This is a genomic window from Mycolicibacterium alvei (genome assembly GCF_010727325.1).
GTDB lineage: Bacteria > Actinomycetota > Actinomycetes > Mycobacteriales > Mycobacteriaceae > Mycobacterium > Mycobacterium alvei.
This window is the reverse complement of record NZ_AP022565.1, coordinates 1,005,778-1,025,470: the sequence shown is the minus strand read 5'-3', so window position 1 is coordinate 1,025,470 and position 19,693 is coordinate 1,005,778. Positions and strand designations below refer to the sequence as shown.

Here is a 19,693-nt window from a genome sequence, read left to right as displayed (position 1 = left end):
AAAACTTTTGCGATCGGGTGTTTCCAACATCTATTTGGTCCACGCGCTAGGCTACGGACCCGCGTTGGCAACGACTCGAACCGAATACGGGGATTCGGTACCGTCCGTCGGTGGCGACGTAGTGCACATTCGTTTCCGCGTCCTAAGTACGTTGATCGGAGCTTTGCTCACCGATCGACCAGAAAGAGGTTGAGCCGACTTGGCCGAGACTCCAGTGACCCCGATTGCGGTCATAGGCATGGGCTGCCGGCTTCCGGGCCAGATCGAATCGCCCGAACAGTTCTGGGCTGCGCTTCTGCAAGGTGACGACCTGGTCACCGAGGTGCCGGCGCAGCGGTGGGACGCACATGAGTTCTACGACCCCGAGCCCGGCGTGCCCGGACGTTCGGTGTCCAAGTGGGGCGCCTTCCTCGATGACGTGGCAGGTTTCGACGCGGGATTCTTCGGCATCAGCGAGCGCGAGGCGACGGCCATCGACCCGCAGCACCGCCTGCTCCTGGAAACCGCCTGGGAAGCCATCGAACATGCCGGAATCGACCCGGCGACGCTGGGCGGCTCACTGACCGGGGTGTTCATGGGACTCACCCACGGCGACTACCAGTTGGTTGCCGCGGACGCGCATGCGATCGAGGGTCCGTACGGCTTCACCGGCAACAATTTCAGCCTGGCATCCGGACGGATCGCCTACCACCTGGGTGTGCACGGTCCGGCCTATTCGGTCGATTCGGCCTGCTCATCGGGACTGCTGGCCGTTCACAATGCCTGCCGCAGCCTGCACGACGGCGAGAGCGACTTTGCCCTGGCCGGCGGAGTCTGCATCGTGCTCGAACCCCGGAAGCTGGCATCGGGCTCGGCACAGGGCATGTTGTCACCGACCGGGCATTGCCACGCGTTCGATGTGGCCGCCGACGGTTTCGTGGCAGGAGAGGCCGCGGCGGTCGTGATGCTCAAGCGGTTGACCGACGCCGAGCGCGACGGTGATCGCATTCTGGCGGTCGTCCGCGGCACCGCGGTGAATCAGGACGGCCGCACGGTCAACATCGCCACCCCGTCCCGCGACGCGCAGGAAACCGTCTATCGGGCGGCGCTGGCCGCGGCCGCGGTCGACCCGGCCACCGTCGGGCTGGTCGAGGCACACGGCACCGGCACTCCGGTCGGCGACCCGATCGAGTTCGCAAGTCTGGCGGCGGTTTACGGGACGGGCGCACCGTGTGCGCTCGGCTCGTCGAAAACCAACTTCGGCCACAGTCAATCGGCATCGGGTGCGGTCGGACTGATGAAGGCCGTGTTGGCGCTGCAACACGGCATCGTGCCGCCCAACCTGCATTTCACCCGACTGCCCGACGCGATGGCACGCATCGAGACCGACCTGTTCGTCCCGACGGAAACGGTCGACTGGCCGTTGGTCGGGTCACACCCGCGCCGCGCAGCGGTGTCGTCGTACGGGCTGTCCGGGACCAATGTGCACGCCGTGCTGGAACAGGCGCCGCCCGTTGCCGACAGGGCCTCCGCCTCCCGGGGCCTGTCCGGGTCATCACTGTTCGCGCTCTCGGCGACCTCAGCCGAGGAGTTGCGCCGGACCGCGGGCCGGCTCGCCGACTGGCTGTCGGACCGGGCCGACGTCGATCTGACCGATGTGGCCTACACGCTGGCACGCCGCAGAGCACACCGACCGGTGCGCAGCGCGGTTGTCGCCGAGGACCGGGGCAGCCTCATCTCAGGGCTGCGCGAGATCGCCGGCGGCGACGTGCCTTATGAGGCGGCCGTGGCGCAGGACGACCGAGGGCCGGTCTGGGTGTTCTCGGGCCAGGGATCTCAGTGGGCCGGGATGGGAGCCGGATTGATGGCGTCCGAACCCGCGTTCGCCGCGGCGGTCGCCGAGGTCGAGCCGCTCATCGAACGTGAGTCCGGGTTCTCCGTCACCGAGGCGATGACGGCAGCCGACGTGGTGACCGGCATCGACCGGGTCCAGCCCACGGTGTTCGCCGTCCAGATCGCGTTGGCGGCGACGCTGCGCGCTCGCGGCGCCGAACCCGGTGCCGTCATAGGGCACTCGATGGGCGAGGTCGCCGCGGCGGTCGTGTCCGGGGTGCTGTCGCTCGACGACGGGGTGAAGGTGATCTGCCGACGCTCGCGGCTGATGGCCACGATCGCCGGTGCCGGCGCGATGGCGTCCGTCGAGCTGCCGGCCCAGCAGGTGCTGTCCGAGTTGGCCGCCCGCGGCATCAACGACGTCGTGCTGGCGGTGGTCGCATCACCCAAGTCGACCGTGGTCGGCGGTGCGAGGGAGTCGATCCACGCGCTCATCGCCGAGTGGGAGAGCCGCGACGTCATGGCCCGTGAGGTCGCCGTCGACGTGGCATCCCACACCCCGCAGGTCGATCCGATCCTGGACGAACTCGCCGATGAGCTCGTCGACCTCGACCCCGCCGAACCGACCATCCCGTACTACTCGGCCACCTTGTACGACCCCCGCGATCTGGCCGATTGGGATGCCGACTACTGGGTGGACAACCTGCGCCACACCGTCCGATTCGCCGCGGCGGTACAGGCCGCGTTGGAGGACGGCTTCCGGGTGTTCACCGAGCTCGCGCCCCATCCGCTGCTGACCCACGCCGTGGATCAGACGGCCCGCGCACTCGACATCCCGCACATGGCCCTGGCCACACTGCGCCGGGAACAGGAACGTGCCGGCGGCCTGCTCGGCGCGGTGGCCGACCTGCACAGCGCCGGGGCCCGGATCGACTTCGGGGCGATCCTCCCGGACGGCCGCCTCGTCGACGCGCCGTTGCCCACCTGGAACCGGCAACAGCTGATGCTCGTCCGCGATCCCAACGAGCTTGCCCCCGGCGGCGCCGTGATCGCGGTGCACCCCCTGCTCGGAGCGCACGTGCAGCTCGCGGAGGAACCCGAGCGCCATGTGTGGCAGGCCGATGTCGGTACGGGTACCCAGCAATGGCTGGGTGATCACCAGGTGCACAACGTGGCGGCGCTGCCGGGTGCGGCCTACTGCGAGATGGCATTGGCCGCCGGTCGCGCCATGTTCGGTGACGGGGCCGAAGTACGCGACATCACGTTCGACGAGATGCTGTTGCTCGAGGAGCAGAGTGTGGTGTCGGTGTCCGCCACCGTGACGGGGGACGGAACCGCTGATTTCGTGGTGGAGACCCTGAATGAGGGTGAGCGTGTTCGGCGCTCCGGCGCCGGCGTGCATTACCGGGACGACGGAGCAGTTGCGCCGATCTACGACATTGCCGCCCTGTTCGACAGCCACCCGCAGCGGGTGGAGGGGGCCGAGACCCGGGCCGCCTTCGCCGACCGTGGCATTCAGTACGGCCCCGCCTTCTCGGGTCTGGTTGCCGCGTATGTCGGCACGCCGGAGGGGGAGACCCTCGACACGGTGCTCGCCGAGGTCGCGTTGCCCGGCTCGATCCGTTCGCAGCAGGGGATGTACGCAATTCACCCGGCACTGCTGGACGCCTGCTTCCAGGCGGTCGGCGTTCATCCGCGCTTGCGAGGTGATCTCACCGGCACGCTGATGCTGCCGCTGGGGGTGCGACACTTGCGGGCCTACGGATCTACCCGCAATGCCCAGTACTGCCTCGCGCGGCTCACCGGCGTCACGCCCACGGGAGTGGACGTCGACATCGACCTGCTCGACGAGCAGGGGACCGTGCTGTTGAGTATCGGTGGATTGCGTTTGGGCACAGGTATTTCGGTCAGTGGGCAGCGTGAGCGGACCCTCAACCACCGGCTGCTGACGATCGAGTGGCGTCAGAACGAGTTGCCGGAGCCCGACTTCCTCGATCCCGGTCGCTGGCTGCTGATCAGCACCTCTGATGTGGCAGACCTGCTGGCGACCCGACTGGCCGACACGTTGAAAGCGCATCAGGTCGACGTCACGACGATGGCGTGGCCGCAGCACTCTGATCACACCGTGGGTGCCGAACGGCTGCGCGAGCACCTCGCCGCCCGGCCCTTCAGCGACGTGCTCGTGGTGACCGCACCGCGTCACGGCACCACCGACGACCAAGCCGGCATCCGCGGCGGCGACAACGTGCGGCACCTGGTGCACATCGCGCGGGAGCTGCCCGAGGTGCACGGCGAACCACCGCGGCTGCATGTGTTGACGCGCAACGCCCAGACGGTGTTGGCCGAGGATTCCGCCAACCTGGAGGAGGCGGGCCTCCGCGGTCTCATCCGGGTGATCGGGATGGAGCATCCGCGGCTGCGGGCCAGCCAGATCGATGTTGACGATTACACAGATCCGGCGCGGGTCGTGGCGCAGTTGCTGGTCGGTTCCGAAGAGGACGAAACCGCCTGGCGGGGTGGAAATTGGTATGTGGCACGGCTGATTCCGGGTCCGCTGCGACCGGAGGAGCGGCGCACCACGGTGGTCAACCCGGCGCGCGAGGGCATGCGGCTACAGATCCGGACACCCGGTGACATCCAATCGCTGGAACTGGCGGCCTTCGAACGTGTGGCCCCGGGTCCGGGGCAGATCGAGGTGTCGGTCACCGCGTCAAACCTGAACTTCGCCGACGTGCTGGTGGCGTTCGGTCGGTACCCCAGCTTCGAAGGGCGGCTCCCGAAACTGGGCGCGGACTTCGCCGGTGTGGTGACCGCGGTGGGAGCCGGTGTGGTCGCCCATCGGGTCGGTGACCACGTGGGGGGTATCTCGGCCGACGGTGCGTGGGCCACGTTCGTGACGTGCGATGCCAACATGGCCGTCACGCTCCCGGTGGGGATACCGATGAACCGGGCCGCTGCGGTGCCGAGTGCACATGCCACCGCCTGGTACGGCCTGCACAACCTGGCCCGGATCTCGGCCGGCGACAAGGTGCTGATCCATTCCGCCACCGGCGGTGTGGGGCAGGCGGCGATAGCCATCGCGCGCGCAGTGGGCGCAGAGATCTTCGCGACCGCAGGCAGTGAGACGCGGCGCAATGTCTTGCGTGACACGGGAATTGACCACGTCTACGATTCGCGGAGTGCCGATTTCGCCGAGGCGATCCGTCGGGATACCGATGGCTACGGTGTGGATATCGTGCTCAACTCGCTCACCGGTGCCGCTCAACGGGCGGGTCTGGAGTTGCTGTCCTTCGGCGGGCGGTTCGTCGAGATCGGCAAGCGTGACATCTACGGCGATACCCGGATGGGTCTGTTCCCGTTCCGCCGCAACCTGTCGTTCCACGCCGTCGACCTGGCCTTGCTGACGCTGACCGAACCCGACACCGTCCGGCAACTCCTGGAGGTCTGCTTCGGGCGTATCGCGGATGGAACGTTGCCGCTGCCGGAGACCACGCACTATCCGCTGCAGGACGGTGCCACCGCCATTCGTGTGATGGGTGCGGCCGAGCACACCGGCAAGCTGGTGCTCGACATCCCCGGAGGCGGCCAGATCTCGGCGGTGGTCCCGCCGGAAGAAGTGCAGGCGTTCCGGCCCGACGGCGCCTACGTCGTGACCGGTGGCCTGGGCGGTCTCGGGTTGTTCCTCGCCGAGACGCTCGCGACGGCAGGTTGCGGTCGCATCGTGCTCAACGGTCGATCTGCACCGTCGTCGGAGGCTCTGGCGGTCATCGACCGGATCCGGGCCACCGGCACCGAAGTTGCCGTGGAGTTGGGTGACATCGCTGCACCCGATACGGCCGTTCGGCTGGTGGAGGTGGCGTGCGCGACAGGGCTGCCGTTGCGTGGTGTGCTGCACGGAGCAGCCGTCGTCGAAGACGCGGTATTGGCGAACATCACCGACGAACTCGTCGAAAAAGACTGGGCACCCAAGGTTTACGGCGCGTGGAACATGCATCACGCTACCCGGAGCCAGTCATTGGACTGGTTCTGCTCGTTCTCCTCGGCGGCGGCTCTGGTCGGTTCCCCCGGACAGGGCGCGTATGCCGCGGCCAACAGTTGGCTGGATGCGTTCACCCATTGGCGGCGCAGCCAGGGCCTGCCCGCGCTGGCCATCGCATGGGGACCGTGGTCGGAGATCGGCCGCGGTACCGGTTTGGCAGAGGGTTCCGGCGCGGCGATCTCGCCTGCCGAAGGTGCGCACGCATTCACGACGCTGCTGCGCCACGACCGCGCGTACAGCGGTTACGCCCCCGTCCTCGGGACGCCGTGGCTCACCGCGTTTGCGCAGACGAGTCGGTTCGCCGAGGCGTTCGCATCCTCGAGCAGCGGGCGTGGTGGTTCAGGCGGCAGCGCGTTCCTGTCTGAGCTGCGTGCCCTGCCCCCGGACGAGTGGCAGAGCCGGATGCGCCGAATGATCTCCGAGCAGATCAGTACGATTCTGCGCCGCTCCGTCGACCCGGACCGTCCGCTGGCCGAATACGGTCTCGACTCACTCGGGACTCTCGAGGTCCGGACCCGGATCGGGCGGAAACAGGTATTCGAGTCGGCGCGACCGATATCAGCACCATCAGAGTGCTGGCCGAACGCCTCTGCGACGCACTGGCTCCGGATTCACCCGTTGCGGTCTCGTCGTGACGGGGTTGTCTGCGATGCCGTCCAGCGTGGTCGTCAAGACAGGAGATACGCAGTGGTAGCGATGAAACCGATCCACGACTGGTCGGGCGAATCCGGCGAAGTGGTGTCGTGGAATCCATCGCGGGTATCGGTGGCCAAGGTGGCCCAAGCTCCGGTCAGCGATGTACCGGTGAGCTATCAGCAGGAGCAGCACCTGCTGGCTTTCCGCAAGCACGAGTCGCAGGGCACCGATATGGCCCGGCTGAACATCCCTGCGTGGGATGTCCCCGGCCGCTGCGATATCCGCGCGATGTCTCACGTGATCAACGCGTACCTGCGTCGGCACGACACCTTCCACAGCTGGTTCGAGTACGTCGATGGCGGATCGATTCGGCGGCGGACCGTGAGCGACCCCCGCGATATCAAGTTCGTGCCCACCAAGCACGGCGAGATGTCGGCGAGCCAGTGGCGTGAGCACATTCTCGCCACCCCGGACCCGTGGCAGTGGGACTGCTTCCGTTTCGGGATCATCCAGCGGGACAACGATTTCACCATGTTCATCAGCGTCGATCACGTCCACACTGATGCGATGTTCATGGGGCTGGCGTTCGTCGAGATCCACATGATGTACCAGGCACTGGTCCACGGTGCGGCGCCCCTGCAGCTGCCCGAGGCCGGCAGCTACGACCGGTACTGCCTGGAACAGCGCAAGTACACCGCTGGACTCGATCTGGACTCATCGGAGGTGCGGCAGTGGATGGCGTTCCTGAAGGCCAATGACGGAACCTTGCCACGATTCCCGTTTCCGCTCGGGGATCCGTCGGTGCCCCACACCGGCGAAGTCGTCACCGTCCAACTGCTCGACAAGGAGCAGGGCGACCGCTTCGAGGAAGCCTGTATCGCCGCCGGAGCCCGGTTCAGCGGCGGTGTATTCGCTTGTGGCGCACTGGCGCAATATGCACTGACCGGTGTGGACACCTACCAGGTCATCACGCCGACCACCACGCGACGCGACGAGGCGGAGTTCATGACGACCGGTTGGTTCACCGGTCTGGTGCCGATCACCGTCCCGGTCTCCACAGCGTCGTTCGGGGCGACCGCTCGAGCTGCTCAGCAGTCGTTCGATGGTGGCATGGATCTGGCGCATGTGCCGTTCGAGCGGGTGCTCGAGCTGGCTCCTCCCGACAGCGGCATCCGTACTCCAGATCCGGGCGTGCCGATGCTGTCGTATCTGGATGCGGGTCTGTTGTCGCCCGGCATCATCGCCGAGTGGCAGCGGCTGAACGGCACTCTCTACAGCGATTCGCGGTCTGCCTTCCAGGTCGGCATGTGGGTCAACCGGGTCGAGGACCGCACGACTGTCACCGCCGCGTTCCCCGGCAATCCGGTTGCGCGGGAGTCGGTTCTTCGCTACCTCGACGTCATGAAGGCTGCTTACCGGCGCGTGGTCGACGGCCACGATGTGGTGGTTACCGCTGACGAGGTCGGCGACCAGGCCGGCCTCGGTCTGAAAACGGCGTGAGCATAGATATGTTGGAGGTTCCGGCACGATGACAGATGCCCTCACGCGATCAGCGGATCGGCTGTCGTTCACGGACCAGGCGATGTTTCTCGGCCTGCGCGCCACCGGCCAGGAAGCCATCATGCAGTGCGTGTGGATCTACGAACGGCCGATCGACTACGACGGGGTCCGGCGCTTCTACGAGGGCATCGGTCACGGTGTTTTCGGCAGGCGAATCGAACGCTCGCCGCTGCCGTTCGGTCGGCATCGGTGGGTCTCGGCTCCGGGACCTCAGGCTGAACTGGATATCGCAGAGCCCCGCACCCGTAGCGACCTGGGCGGTTGGGTGGACGAGCGGGCGGCGATGCCCCTGGATCCCGAATACGGCCCGGGCTGGCACATGGGGGTGCTGCCGATGACCGACGGTTCGACCGCGATCTGCCTGGTGGGCTCGCACTGCCTGGGAGATGGCGGCGGCGGCATCCTGACCATCCTGGATGCGGTGTACGGCAACAAGACTGACTTCGACCATCCAGCTCCGATCTCACGGACGCGGTGGCGGGCCATCGGGTCCGATCTGCGTGAAACGCTGCGTGGGGTCCCCGAGGTGGCCCGCACGGTGGTGGCGGCCGCCAAACTCGCCCGACGGCGGCGCGACGATATCTCGCGTTCAGGTGCGGCCCGCCCTCGTGAGGTGACCGGCGCCGACGACCGTGTCTATATGCCGGCCGTCACCGCCTACGTCAACGCCGAGGATTGGCTCCTTCGAGCGAAAACCCTGGGTGGAAACAGCTATTCGCTGGTGGCCGGAGTGTCGGCAAAGCTCGCGGAATCGATGGGTCGGGTTCGGGCCGAGGACGGCGCGGTCACGCTCAACATCCCGCAGAACGACCGCACCCTGGACGCCGACATGCGCGCCAACGCCGTGCGGTTGGTCAATGTCGCGCTCGATCCGGCCACGGTGACCACTGATCTGTCGCCGGCTCGTGCCGCGATCAAGGCGGGCCTGGCTGCGGCACGGGACATTCCGGATGAGACCTTGCAGTTGCTTCCGCTGACTCCGTTCATTCCGAAACGGGTGGTGCGCAAGATGGCTGACATGGTGTTCGGTTTCGCCGCTGATCTGCCGGTGTCGTGCTCGAACATGGGCGAGGTTCCGGCGGCCGTGGCGCTGGCCGACGGAACCGAGGCCGATTACCTCTATTTCCGGGGAATCGACCGGTACGCCACCCGTGGGGCACTCGAACAACGGTGTGGTCTGCTCACCGTGGTCGCCTGCCAGGTTGACAGTAAGGTTTCGCTCAGCGTCGTTGCCTACCAGCCGGGTTCGGAGAACTCCACGCCGTGGTTGCACGATCTGGTGGCCAAGACCCTGGCGGACTTCGAACTTGCCGGTGTGATCGAGTAGCGCCGATGAACCGATCGCTTTCTTCGACATTCCGCTCGTCCGCCGATCACCCGGAGAACCGGCTGGCGCTGTGGGACGAGGCTGCCGTACGGATGATGCGGGCCACGGGCCGCGTGCAGGTGATGCAGTGCTCGTGGGTCTACGACCATCCGATCGATATCGATGGGCTGCGCCGCTTCCACCAGAACTTCGGCGGAGGACTGTTCGGTCGGCGGATCGAGCGTTCCCCGCTGCCTTTCGGTCGGTATCGCTGGGTTTCGGCGCCGGGCCCCCAGGCTCCACTCGAGTTCGCCGAACCTCGTCGGAGGACCGAGATCGGCGATTGGCTCGACGAGCGTGCGCAGCTGCCGATCGATCCGGAACGCGGACCCGGGTGGCACATGGGAGTGCTGCCGGTGACCGATGGCTCGACTGCGGTCACCGTGGTGGTTTCGCACTGCCTGGGTGACGGAGTCGGGGGAGTGCTGGTGGTCGCGGACGCGATTGCCGGCCGGCGGTCTGATCTCGGCTACCCGGTCCCGAACTCGCGCAGCAGATTGCACGCGATCGTGCGGGATGTCCGGGAAACCCTGGCGGACATGCCCGAGGTGGCGCGTACGGTCGCCGATGCGGTCAGGCTCCTTCGAAAGCCGAACCCCGATGATGCCGCGGGCGCGGTCCGCAAGCCGGTTCAGGTCGTGCCTGACGGTGACAAGCCCACGATACTGCCCGCGATCTCGGTCTTTATCGACCTTGCGGACTGGAATGCGCGTGCGGAAGCTATTGGTGGCAACAGTTATTCGATGCTGGCCGGCTTCGGAGCGAAACTCGGGGAGCAGATGGGGCGGTGCGGTCCCGACGGTGACGTCACGCTGCTGATCGCAGTCAACGATCGCACGGACGGCGATACTCGGGCCAACGCGATGTCACTGGCGAACGCCCGGGTGGATCCGATGACGGTCACCACCGATCAGTCCGGTGCCCGTGGAGTTATCCGTCAGGCGTTCACCACGCTGCGTGATTCTCCGGACGAGACCCTGCAACTCCTACCGTTGACCCCGCTGGTGCCCAAGGGGCTGCTGAAACGAGTTGCCGACGGTGTCATCGGAAACGGCGACCTTCCGGTGTCCTGCTCGAATCTGGGTGACCTGATGTCCGACGTCACCCGGGTGGACGGCACGGAAGCCGAATACATCGTGTTCCGTGGTGTCGACCAGGGAACCACCCGCCAGGAGCTGGAGGACGCCGACGGCCAGCTGGTGCTGGTGTCCTGCCGGGTCGGTGGCAAGGTCTCCATAGGGATCACCGGATACCAGGCGGGCGAACAGAATTCGAAGGCCAGGTTGGCGGAGCTGGCCGCGAAAACCCTGGCCGAATTCGATCTCACCGGCGAGATTGACTGGAACGGCTCAGAAAGGCTGAATTGATGATCGACACGACGCTGGTCGGAGTGCTGCGGGAACGCGCCAGCCTGCAACCCGACGACAACGCCTACACATATGTGGATTACGACCACGATCCCCAGGGCGTGCCCGTCACCCTGACCTGGTCCCAGCTGTACCGCAAGGTGCGCGGATTGGCGCACGTGCTTCGGCAGAACGGCTCGGTGGGCGACCGCGCGGTGATCCTCGCTCCGCAGGGGCTGGAATACGTCATCTCCTTCCTCGGTGCTCTGGAGGCCGGGTTCATCGCGGTTCCGCTGTCGGTGCCGATGGGCGGGGTCCACGACGAGCGGGTGACGGCGGTGCTTGGCGACTGTCGGCCATCAGTGATCCTCACCACCTCGTCGTTCAGTACTGTGGTCGCTGAATATGCAGTCCAGCAAGGTGATTCGCCGGCCCCCGCGGTGATCTCGGTCGATTCGCTCGATCTCGACGCTCGGGTGAAGGCGATCAGTGGTCGCGAGGCTCGTCCGGAGACTGCTTACCTGCAGTACACGTCGGGATCCACCCGTACCCCGGCCGGTGTGATGGTGACCAATCGCAACCTGACGGCCAACTTCGAGCAGATGATGTGCGACTTCTTTCCGCACTTCGGCAAGGTTCCGCCACCGGGCACCAACGTGGTGTCGTGGCTGCCCTTCTACCACGACATGGGTCTCATGCTGGCGGTCGTGGCACCGATTCTGGGCGGCTGGAACACGGTATTCACCAGCCCGCTGGCCTTCCTGGCGCGGCCGGCCCGCTGGATCCAGCTGATGGGCAGCTACCCGCGCGTGGTCAGTGCCGGCCCGAACTTCGCCTTCGAGTTGGCGGTCGGACGTACTTCGGATGAGGACCTCGCCGGCATCGATCTCGGTGATGTGATCGCCGTGTGGAGTGGGGCCGAACGGGTCCATGAGGCGACCTTGAAGCGTTTTGCGCAGCGGTTCGGCAAGTTCAACTTCTCCGAGGATGTGCTGCGGCCGTCCTACGGTCTGGCCGAGGCGACGTTGTATGTCTCGACCGGTGAGCCCGGCCCGCCCAGCGTGGTGGCCTTCGAAACGGAGAAGCTGTCAGCTGGGCACGCCGAGCGGTGCGCCATCGGGGCGGGCACCGAACTGGTCGGATACGGCACTCCGGAATCGCCGGTGGTGCGGATCGTCGATACCGAAACGCGCCTGGAAGTTCAGGCCGGTGCCATCGGTGAGATCTGGTCGCACGGTGAGAACAATTGCCTCGGCTACTGGGAGAAGCCCGAGCAGAGTGAGTACACCTTCGGCGCCACTCTGGTCGACCCGTCGCCGGGCACGCCGGAAGGGCCGTGGCTGCGCACCGGGGACCTCGGATTCATTTCCGACGGTGAGCTTTTCATCATCGGGCGGATCAAGGATCTGCTGATCGTGCGAGGCCGCAACGTCTATCCCGACGACATCGAAGCCACGATCCAGGAGATCACCGGTGGCCGAGTCGCGGCGATCGGTGTCGAGGAGGACCGCACCGAGCAACTCGTCGCGATCATCGAAGTCAAGAAGCGCGGTGACACCGAGGAAGCCGTCGCGGAGAATCTGCTGACGATCAAACACGATGTAGCGGCGGCAATTTCGCAGGTTTACGGGCTCAGTGCCGCGGACCTGGTGCTGGTACCCCGGGGCGCGATCCCGATCACCACCAGCGGCAAGATCCGACGCGCTTCGTGCGTGGAGCAGTACCGGAACGGTGAATTCAACCGGCTCGACGTCAACGTACCCGTGAGCTAGTGATGCGACCGGCTTCGCAACAGGAGGTTCTGCGCCCATCGCCGGACCGGTCGCCCGAAACGACACGGGTGCCGCTCAGCCGGCGCCGGACCGTGGTCTATTCGGGTGTTGCGGCGTTGATCACAACGTGGACAGCGGCTTTCGTCTATCTCGCGGTGGCCGTCGTTCCCATCGATCATTACCTGATTTCTTACTACGCCGTCGATTACCGGTTCGGATTCGTTCGACGCGGCCTGGCCGGGGAACTCGTCGGGAACGTCTCCGACCCCGACTTCTTCCGAAACGCCTACCTCGTGCGGTGGGTCGCCGCTGTGGCATATCTGGTCAGCCTTGCCGCCTTGGTCGTTCGTTTGCTCAGGGACGGCTGGTCCGATCGCCGGTTGATGGTGGCGCTGCTTCTTCCGGTACTGCCGTTCGGCGTTCCGTTCGCCGTGTATTCCGGGCGTCCCGACCTGTTCGGCGCGGTGGCGCTGATCGCGCTGTGCCTGGTGTTGAACGGCGTGGCGAGACAGCGCTCAGCGGTGTTGTCGTGCGCCTTGTTCGGGCTGGTCGTGGCAGTACTCGCACTGATGCACGAGGGCATCGCGCTCGAGTTCGGATTAGGCGCGATCCTGGCCATCCTGATCCTCGCCCAAGGGCTGACCGCGCCGGCGCAACGCCTTTGCGCCGTCTTGGCGATCGCCCCCGGTCTGCTGGTTGCGCTGGTCGTGGCGACACTTGCCAACCACGAGGTGAGCGACAAGGTGTGCCAGACCGTCCCGCACCGGATGATCGAGACTCCGTTCGCATCGATCACGTCGGCTCCCGAACTCCTCGACTATCTGACCGGCCGGACACAGAGCCTCACCGACTATCACGACTGGGTTTGCGGTTGGTATTTGTCCACCCTCGATCACACCGTGGCGGACGGGTTCGGTGAGGTCGCCGCGGTGGGATTGCCTGCACTGATCGGGTCGTTCGTGCTGGGTGTGGTGGGGATTGCCCTGACGCTGCGGGCGTTGAGCTATTTCTCCGGGGTTTCGCTGCGCGGTTTCGTTCGTGAGCTGCACGGCCGCTTCATCTTGCCGGCGTTCGGTGTGCTGTTGCTGGTGCCCTTGTTCATCACCGGTGTGGACTGGACGCGATGGCTTCTCGTCTTCGCGTTCGACATCGTGGTGGTCTATGTCCTCTACGCGAGCAGACGCCCCGAGATCGACACCGCACCTCCAGCGCGGGCCCTGCGGCTGCTGCCGCTGGTCCTCCTCGGTTTCATGCTGATTCCGCTGGGTCTTGCTCCGGGCGGTGGCCCGACGCGGTAGTTGCTCGTACCGGCTTACCCGAACGGCCATGGCGGGGGCGGCAATCCCGGCGGTGGCGGTGGTGGCGGCAACCCCGGCGGCGGCGGGGGCGGTGGGAGATCCTGCGGCGACGGCAGTTGCGGCAACCCGACGCCGGGTAGCGCAGGCAGCGGAAGGCCCGGAGGGCCGACCCCCACCGGGACGCTTACCTCGACCGGAGCCGGCCAGTCGGCCGGGATCGGCCCTGGTTCCGGAATCGGGCCGACCTGTGCCAGCAACTGTTGGACTTCCGGCGTACAAGTCGGGCACTGCAGCAACGGTTCATCGTTCTGTGCGGAGTTCTCGTGTATCTGCGGATCGGCTGGATCCGCCTGTGCGACACCGTTGGCGGCGGCCCACATGGCGATGCCCATTGTGGCGGCCGCAGCAGTGCGCAGCAGCCCGTGCGGGAATTTCACCGAGTGCTCCCTCGATTGGAATATCGTTCCATCATAGTGGTTTCGGATGTTCAAAGTCCCGTCACGCCGAGGACGACGAGCGCCACACCGGCAAACGTCAGTACGAGCGCTACGTCGCGCCGGGTGCGTGTCTGCACCCAGGTCCGCATCGCCTCGAGCCGGGTGCGGGTCGCGTCAGGTGCCACCAGAAAACTTGCGATCGGGATGGCGACGACGGTGTTGGCGACCGTGACGAAAGTGACGAGCATGCCGACCTGGTTCAACGGGGTGGCCCCGGATGTGGCGATGAGGACCAGCAGGGCGACATAGTCGATCGAGGGCAAGGCAATTGCCAGCCCCATCGCTCCGGAGAACCAGGGTGAACTGCCCCGTACGAGCCCCTTGACCCGCGAGGTCATGAATTGGACGGTGCGCGACTGCCCGGGTGGCGGCGGCCCGCCTCCTGCGGTCACGACGCTCTCGGGGGCACGGGAGAACTGAGCGAGCGGCACTTTGCTCGCCAGCAGAACCGCCGCGAGCAGCGCGAGCACACCGAACACGATTTGCACTTTCCCCGCGCCGAACTCGGGAGTTGTCAGGATTCCGGGACGCACCACGAACAACACGATCAGGCCCGCCGTGACGCTCATCAGAAAGCTGCCGGACAGGAATGCCAGCAGTTGCAGCACGGGCCGCGGCCTACCGAGGGTCAGGGTGATCAGGCCCAGTCGGATCGGCTCGAAATTCACCGCGATGGCAAGCCCCAGCACGGTGATCCACACACGAACGGACCTTACGCGAAAGCCCTGAAAGGTTGCCGGGCTCCGTACCGTCCGGCGATCCGATCACCCGGGCCGGTGGGTGCCACCGCTCGGGGTGTGACGATCTACCATGCCGACGTGGATAACACGCTCGCGTATATGGATCAGGCGTCATTTCTGGGATTGCGGGCGCTCGGTCGTGCACCGATCATGCAATTCACCTGGATCTACTCGGGCGAGGTCGACATCGCGGGGTTGCGCAGATTCCACCGCAACCTCGGCTCCGGGCTACTGGGGCGCCGCATCGAGCGGTCCCCGCTCCCGTTCGGACGGCACCGTTGGATTTCATCGGCCGGTCCCGCCGACATCGCCGTAGCGGCGGCAGAACGCCCGCGTGCGGAGGTCAGCACGTGGGCCGACGAACGCATCGTGATCCCCATCGATCCCGAGCACGGGCCCGCCTGGCACCTCGGTGTGGTGCCGCTGGCAGAAGGCGGAGCCGCCGTCAGCCTGGTGGTGTCGCACTCGATAGCCGATGCGTTGGGCCTGACCCTCACGATCGCCGACGCCGCCGAAGGAATCCGCCGCGACCTGGGTTATCCGCCGCCGGGATCGGTCACCCGGCGGCAGGCCTTGCTGCGGGACGCGCGGCTGGCATTCTGTGGATTACCCGAGGTGGGGCGAGCGGTGCTCGCGACGGTGCGGGTCGCTCGCGAGCAGAGTGAGGACCTGGCGGCATCGTCCAAGTCGGCTGCACCGGTGATCCGGCCAGGCTCCCTGGACCCGGTGATCCCACCGACGGTCACGGCCTACATCGACCTGTTTGACTGGGATAGACGTGTAGAAAGCCTTGGCGGAACAAGTAATTCAATGTTCGCCGGATTCGCCGCCCGGCTCGGACAATTGCTCGGACGAGTGGATGCCGATGGGCGGGCCATGCTGTCGTTCCCGGTCAGCGATCGCACTGCGGGCGATACCCGTGGCAACGCACTGAACACGGTCACCGCGATCGTCGACCCGGCCAAGGCCAATACCGATCTGACCGAGATACGTGGCGAACTCAAGCGGGTGCTGACCGAGTTGGGCACCGCTGCGGACGCCAACCTGGCGCCGTTGCCGATCACCCCGTATGTGCCGAAGTTCCTGGTGCGCCGACTGGAACGGATGGTCCTGAAAGTCGGCAGCCCGATCGGCTGTTCAAACCTCGGCGAGCTACCCCCGGCGCTGAACCGGCCGGACGGCACCGACGCCGACGACGTGTCCTTCCGACTCGTCGAACCGGGCATCACACCGGGCGCGCTGGAAAGCATGGGTGGATGGCTCTACCTGGCCTCGGGCCGCGGTCAGGGGCGAATATTCCTCACCGTGTCGGGCTGGACCGCCGGCGAGCCCAATACGCGCGCAGATCTGTCCGAAGCGGTGCGGCACACACTCGCCGACTTCGACCTGCCCGGGAACGTCGACTGACGTCCGCATTGTCGTCGGGCGTCAATCCGCGGCGGTCGCCAACTCTGGCTCGGGCCCGGCGGTTCCGATCTTCCTCGGCGGTGCCTTCTTTTCCGGTTGCCACCGCGACGGCCACCAGTTGAACTTGCCCACCAGGACGGCCATCGCAGGGACTGTGGTGGTACGCACCAGGAACGTGTCGAGCAGAATGCCCACGCCGATGATGAAGCCGGCCTGCACCAGGGTGCTGATGCTGGCGAACAGCATTCCGAACATGGATGCGGCAAAGATCAGGCCCGCAGCGGTGATCACGCCGCCGGTTGCACCGACCGTACGAATGACGGCGGTTCGCAAGCCGTGTGGCGATTCCTCGCGGATCCGGGAGATCAGCAGCAGGTTGTAGTCGGCACCGACCGCGACCAGGATGATGAAGGTGAGCCCCGGCACGCTCCAGTGCAACTCCTGCCCCAGCGCGAATTGGAACAGCAACACGCCGATACCGAGCGCAGACATGTACGAAATCACAACGGAGGCAATCAGATACAGCGGTGCCACGATTGCACGCAGTAATACGACCAGGATGAGGAACACCACGGCAACGGTCACCAGGATGATGAACCTGATATCGGCGTTGTAGTACGCGCGGGTGTCGCGAAGTGAGACCGAGTAGCCCGTCATCGAGATCTTCGCATCGGCAAGGGTGGTGTTGGGCTGTGCGTCGTGAGCTACGTCGAGGATCGCGTTGATCTGATCCATCGCATCGGTACCGAACGGGTTGAGCTTGGTCTGTATCATGTAGCGCACCGTGTGGCCGTCTGATGAAAAGAACAGTGCCGCAGCCTTTTTGAAGTCATCGGTAGCCAAGAACTGTGGGGGCACATAGAACCCGGACATGGACGGTGTAGAGGCCTCGTTCTTCATCGCGAGCAGGAATGCCGACGCGTCGCCCAGACCGCCGCCCATCTTCTTGGTCTCGTTGACCAGGAGCGTCACGCCGTCGGCCAGCTGGCGGCTGGCATCGGCGAGAGAATCTGCGTGCTGCTGAAGCGTCGCCATCTGCTTCCGCATGCTGGACGGGTCGTTCAGGCCCGCCGAATTCAATGCCTTTGTGGCGGTGTCGAATGCACTCCGGAGATTATCGGTCGTCGAACTGAGGGTCTGGTTTCCCTCGGTGGCCTTCAGTTGCCTGGCCAACTGGGCAATACCTGCCAGGCTACCGTTGTCACCGGCGTCGACCAGTCGTTGCAGTTGACCGCGGGAGTCGCGACAGGAGGAGTCCCCATCGCAGATCGGGCTGGCGTTGAGTGCGATCAGTACCGGACGGGCCCGCTGGACGGAGTCGGCCGCATCGTCGAGGGTCACTCCGATCGAGTCGCCGAGTGACCGCATGGCGACCACGAGTTTGGCGGCACTGTCGAACTGGTTGAGCGCCTGTCCACCGCCGAACTGCTTCTGCATCGAGGACAGCGCGTCGATCAGTCCGCTTACGGTGACCGCTGCCTGGCCCAGCTGACCCTTTACCCCGCCGAGTACGTCGGCCATCTGGTCGGCGCCGTTGGCGAGTTTATCCATATCGCCACCGCGCTCGGAGACCAGCGATGACGCATCGTCGAGTTTCGTGCCGACCTCGCCCGCCTGGAACGACAGCCTGGCCTGCTCCAATGATTCTCCGGTCGGGCGGGTGATACCCCGCACCGCTTCGATATTGGGCAGCTGGCTGATTCGGTGGGCCATCTGTTCGAGGTCGGCGAGTTCCTCAGGGCCCCGAAGGTCACGAGGGGATTCGACCAGGAGATATTGGGGCAGGCTCGAATTCACCGGAAAATGTGCGGCTATCGCGTCATACCCCTGCAGGCTCTCGACTGTGCCGGGAAGAGCCTTGCGGTCGTCGTAGTTGTACGTCGCCAGGCCCGCGCAACCGGCGAGTATCACCAGCAGCATCAGGCTGGCGATCAGGTTGCGCTTTGGATTACGCACGATACGCACACCGGACCGCCGCCACAGGGTGTCGGTGAGACTGCGGCGTGGCGCGATCCATCCCCGACGGCCCGCCAAGGTGAGAACAGCAGGCAGGAACGTCATGGCGGCAAGACAGCCGATGGCGATGGCGACGGCGAGTGCCACTCCGACGGACGAGAAGATTGTCAGCTTGGTGAAGACCATCCCGAGGAATGTGACGGCAACAGTGGCTGCCGACGCGACGATCACCGGGCCGATCGAGTTCAACGCGCTCTTGACGGCGTCGTCGGACGTCTGCCCCAGCCGCAGAAAGTCGTGATATCTGCTGATCAGGAAGACGGCGTAGTCGGTTCCGGTGCCGGCCAACATCGCGGTGAGAAATACGATGGTCTGGGCGGAGATGCTCAGGCCGAGGCTGCCCAACGCGGCTACCACGCCCTGCGCCGTCGCCAGCGACACCCCGATGGTCAGTAGCGGGAAGATCATCGTGAGCGGATTGCGATAGATGATCAACAGGATCGCCAGAAGCATGCCCACGGTGGCGATTTCGATGTGCAATCGGTCGCGTTCGCCCACTTCGGCGAGGTCGGCAAGCGTTGCCGCCGGGCCGGTGACGTGTGCGGTGACACCGGACCCGCCCACGGTGTCCTTGACAGTCCGGACGACGTTCGACGTCGCGGTGTAGGACTGCGGCGAGCCCAGTTCGCCGGTCAGACTGACCGGCAGCAACCAGGCCTTACCGTCCTGACTGGTCATCACCTCCCGCAGGGGCGGTGTGGTGACGAAATCCTGCAGGGTCACGACGCTCGCGGTATCGGCCCGTAATTTGTCGACGAGGCCGCGGTAGACAGCTTCGTCGGCGCCATCCAGGCCGTTTTCGTCGCTGAGAACGACCAGCAGGATGTTGTCCGAACCGGATTCGTGAAACGCCTGGGACATTTGTTTCGCGGCGACCGACCCGGGGGCGTCCGCCGGCAGCATTGCCGGCGGCGTTTTCTGGGCGAGCTCGGTCAGCGACGGGAACATCGGCGGCAGTCCGGCCGCGAGGACGACCCAGAACACGATCACCAGCCAGGGCCAACGGACGGCGATGGCACCCAACCGGACAAAGGCTCGGTTCTCGGTGCCGTCTGCGGTGCTGTCTGCGCTGCCCTGGAGGCGCCGCAACAACTGGGCTGCCTTACTGATCCTGCACTTCCTTACTTCTGCGCACCTCGCACGCGTTCGCTCACCGTGTGTCGTACGACGAACCGATGGCTTCAGTGCGGCCAGTGTATGTGGT

Annotated in this window: 8 protein-coding genes and 2 pseudogenes; 7 read left to right on the top strand and 3 right to left on the bottom strand. The window is 65.8% G+C overall.

Annotated elements, in window-relative coordinates:
* The first annotated feature begins 238 nt into the window (after nt 1-238).
* From pks2 to G6N44_RS04775, 6 genes and pseudogenes are all read left to right on the top strand, one after another.
* Nucleotides 239-6,486, top strand: a pseudogene (gene pks2 / locus G6N44_RS04800) (sulfolipid-1 biosynthesis phthioceranic/hydroxyphthioceranic acid synthase).
* Nucleotides 6,487-6,547: 61 nt separating this feature from the next.
* Nucleotides 6,548-7,987 carry a condensation domain-containing protein gene (locus G6N44_RS04795; RefSeq protein ID WP_308213787.1) on the top strand — a complete coding sequence of 480 codons (1,440 nt, stop codon included), beginning with the start codon at nt 6,548-6,550 and terminating at the stop codon, nt 7,985-7,987.
* Between the two features lie 28 nt (nt 7,988-8,015).
* Entirely contained in the window at nt 8,016-9,374 is a 1,359-nt protein-coding gene (locus tag G6N44_RS04790; protein WP_163661586.1) for a hypothetical protein, read from the top strand.
* 5 nt (nt 9,375-9,379) lie between these two features.
* A complete protein-coding gene (locus G6N44_RS04785; RefSeq protein WP_163661584.1) occupies nt 9,380-10,780 on the top strand; it encodes a WS/DGAT/MGAT family O-acyltransferase in 1,401 nt (466 codons plus the stop codon).
* The gene (locus G6N44_RS04780) at nt 10,780-12,531 is read left to right on the top strand and encodes an AMP-binding protein (RefSeq protein WP_163661582.1); all 1,752 of its coding nucleotides are present in this window, start codon (nt 10,780-10,782) and stop codon (nt 12,529-12,531) included. Before G6N44_RS04785 ends, G6N44_RS04780 begins: the two co-directional genes overlap by 1 nt.
* 68 nt (nt 12,532-12,599) lie before the next feature.
* Nucleotides 12,600-13,829, top strand: coding sequence for an Rv1490 family membrane protein (locus G6N44_RS04775; protein ID WP_163661580.1), 1,230 nt, complete (start codon nt 12,600-12,602; stop codon nt 13,827-13,829).
* 14 nt (nt 13,830-13,843) lie between these two features.
* Here G6N44_RS04775 and G6N44_RS04770 read toward each other — a convergent pair whose 3' ends face one another.
* Together G6N44_RS04770 and G6N44_RS04765 are read right to left on the bottom strand one after the other, a co-directional pair.
* The gene (locus tag G6N44_RS04770) at nt 13,844-14,266 is read right to left on the bottom strand and encodes a hypothetical protein (RefSeq protein ID WP_163661578.1); all 423 of its coding nucleotides are present in this window, start codon (nt 14,264-14,266) and stop codon (nt 13,844-13,846) included.
* A 50-nt stretch (nt 14,267-14,316) separates the two neighbouring features.
* Nucleotides 14,317-15,027, bottom strand: a complete 711-nt coding sequence (locus G6N44_RS04765; RefSeq protein WP_163661576.1) for a GAP family protein — start codon at nt 15,025-15,027, stop codon at nt 14,317-14,319.
* A 117-nt stretch (nt 15,028-15,144) separates the two neighbouring features.
* Between G6N44_RS04765 and G6N44_RS04760 the strand changes: the two genes are divergently transcribed.
* The gene (locus G6N44_RS04760; RefSeq protein ID WP_235682948.1) at nt 15,145-16,473 is read left to right on the top strand and encodes a hypothetical protein; all 1,329 of its coding nucleotides are present in this window, start codon (nt 15,145-15,147) and stop codon (nt 16,471-16,473) included.
* Here G6N44_RS04760 and G6N44_RS04755 read toward each other — a convergent pair.
* Nucleotides 16,367-19,578: pseudogene (locus G6N44_RS04755) on the bottom strand (MMPL/RND family transporter). The gene G6N44_RS04760 and the pseudogene G6N44_RS04755 overlap by 107 nt on opposite strands.
* Between the last annotated feature and the right edge of the window lie 115 nt (nt 19,579-19,693).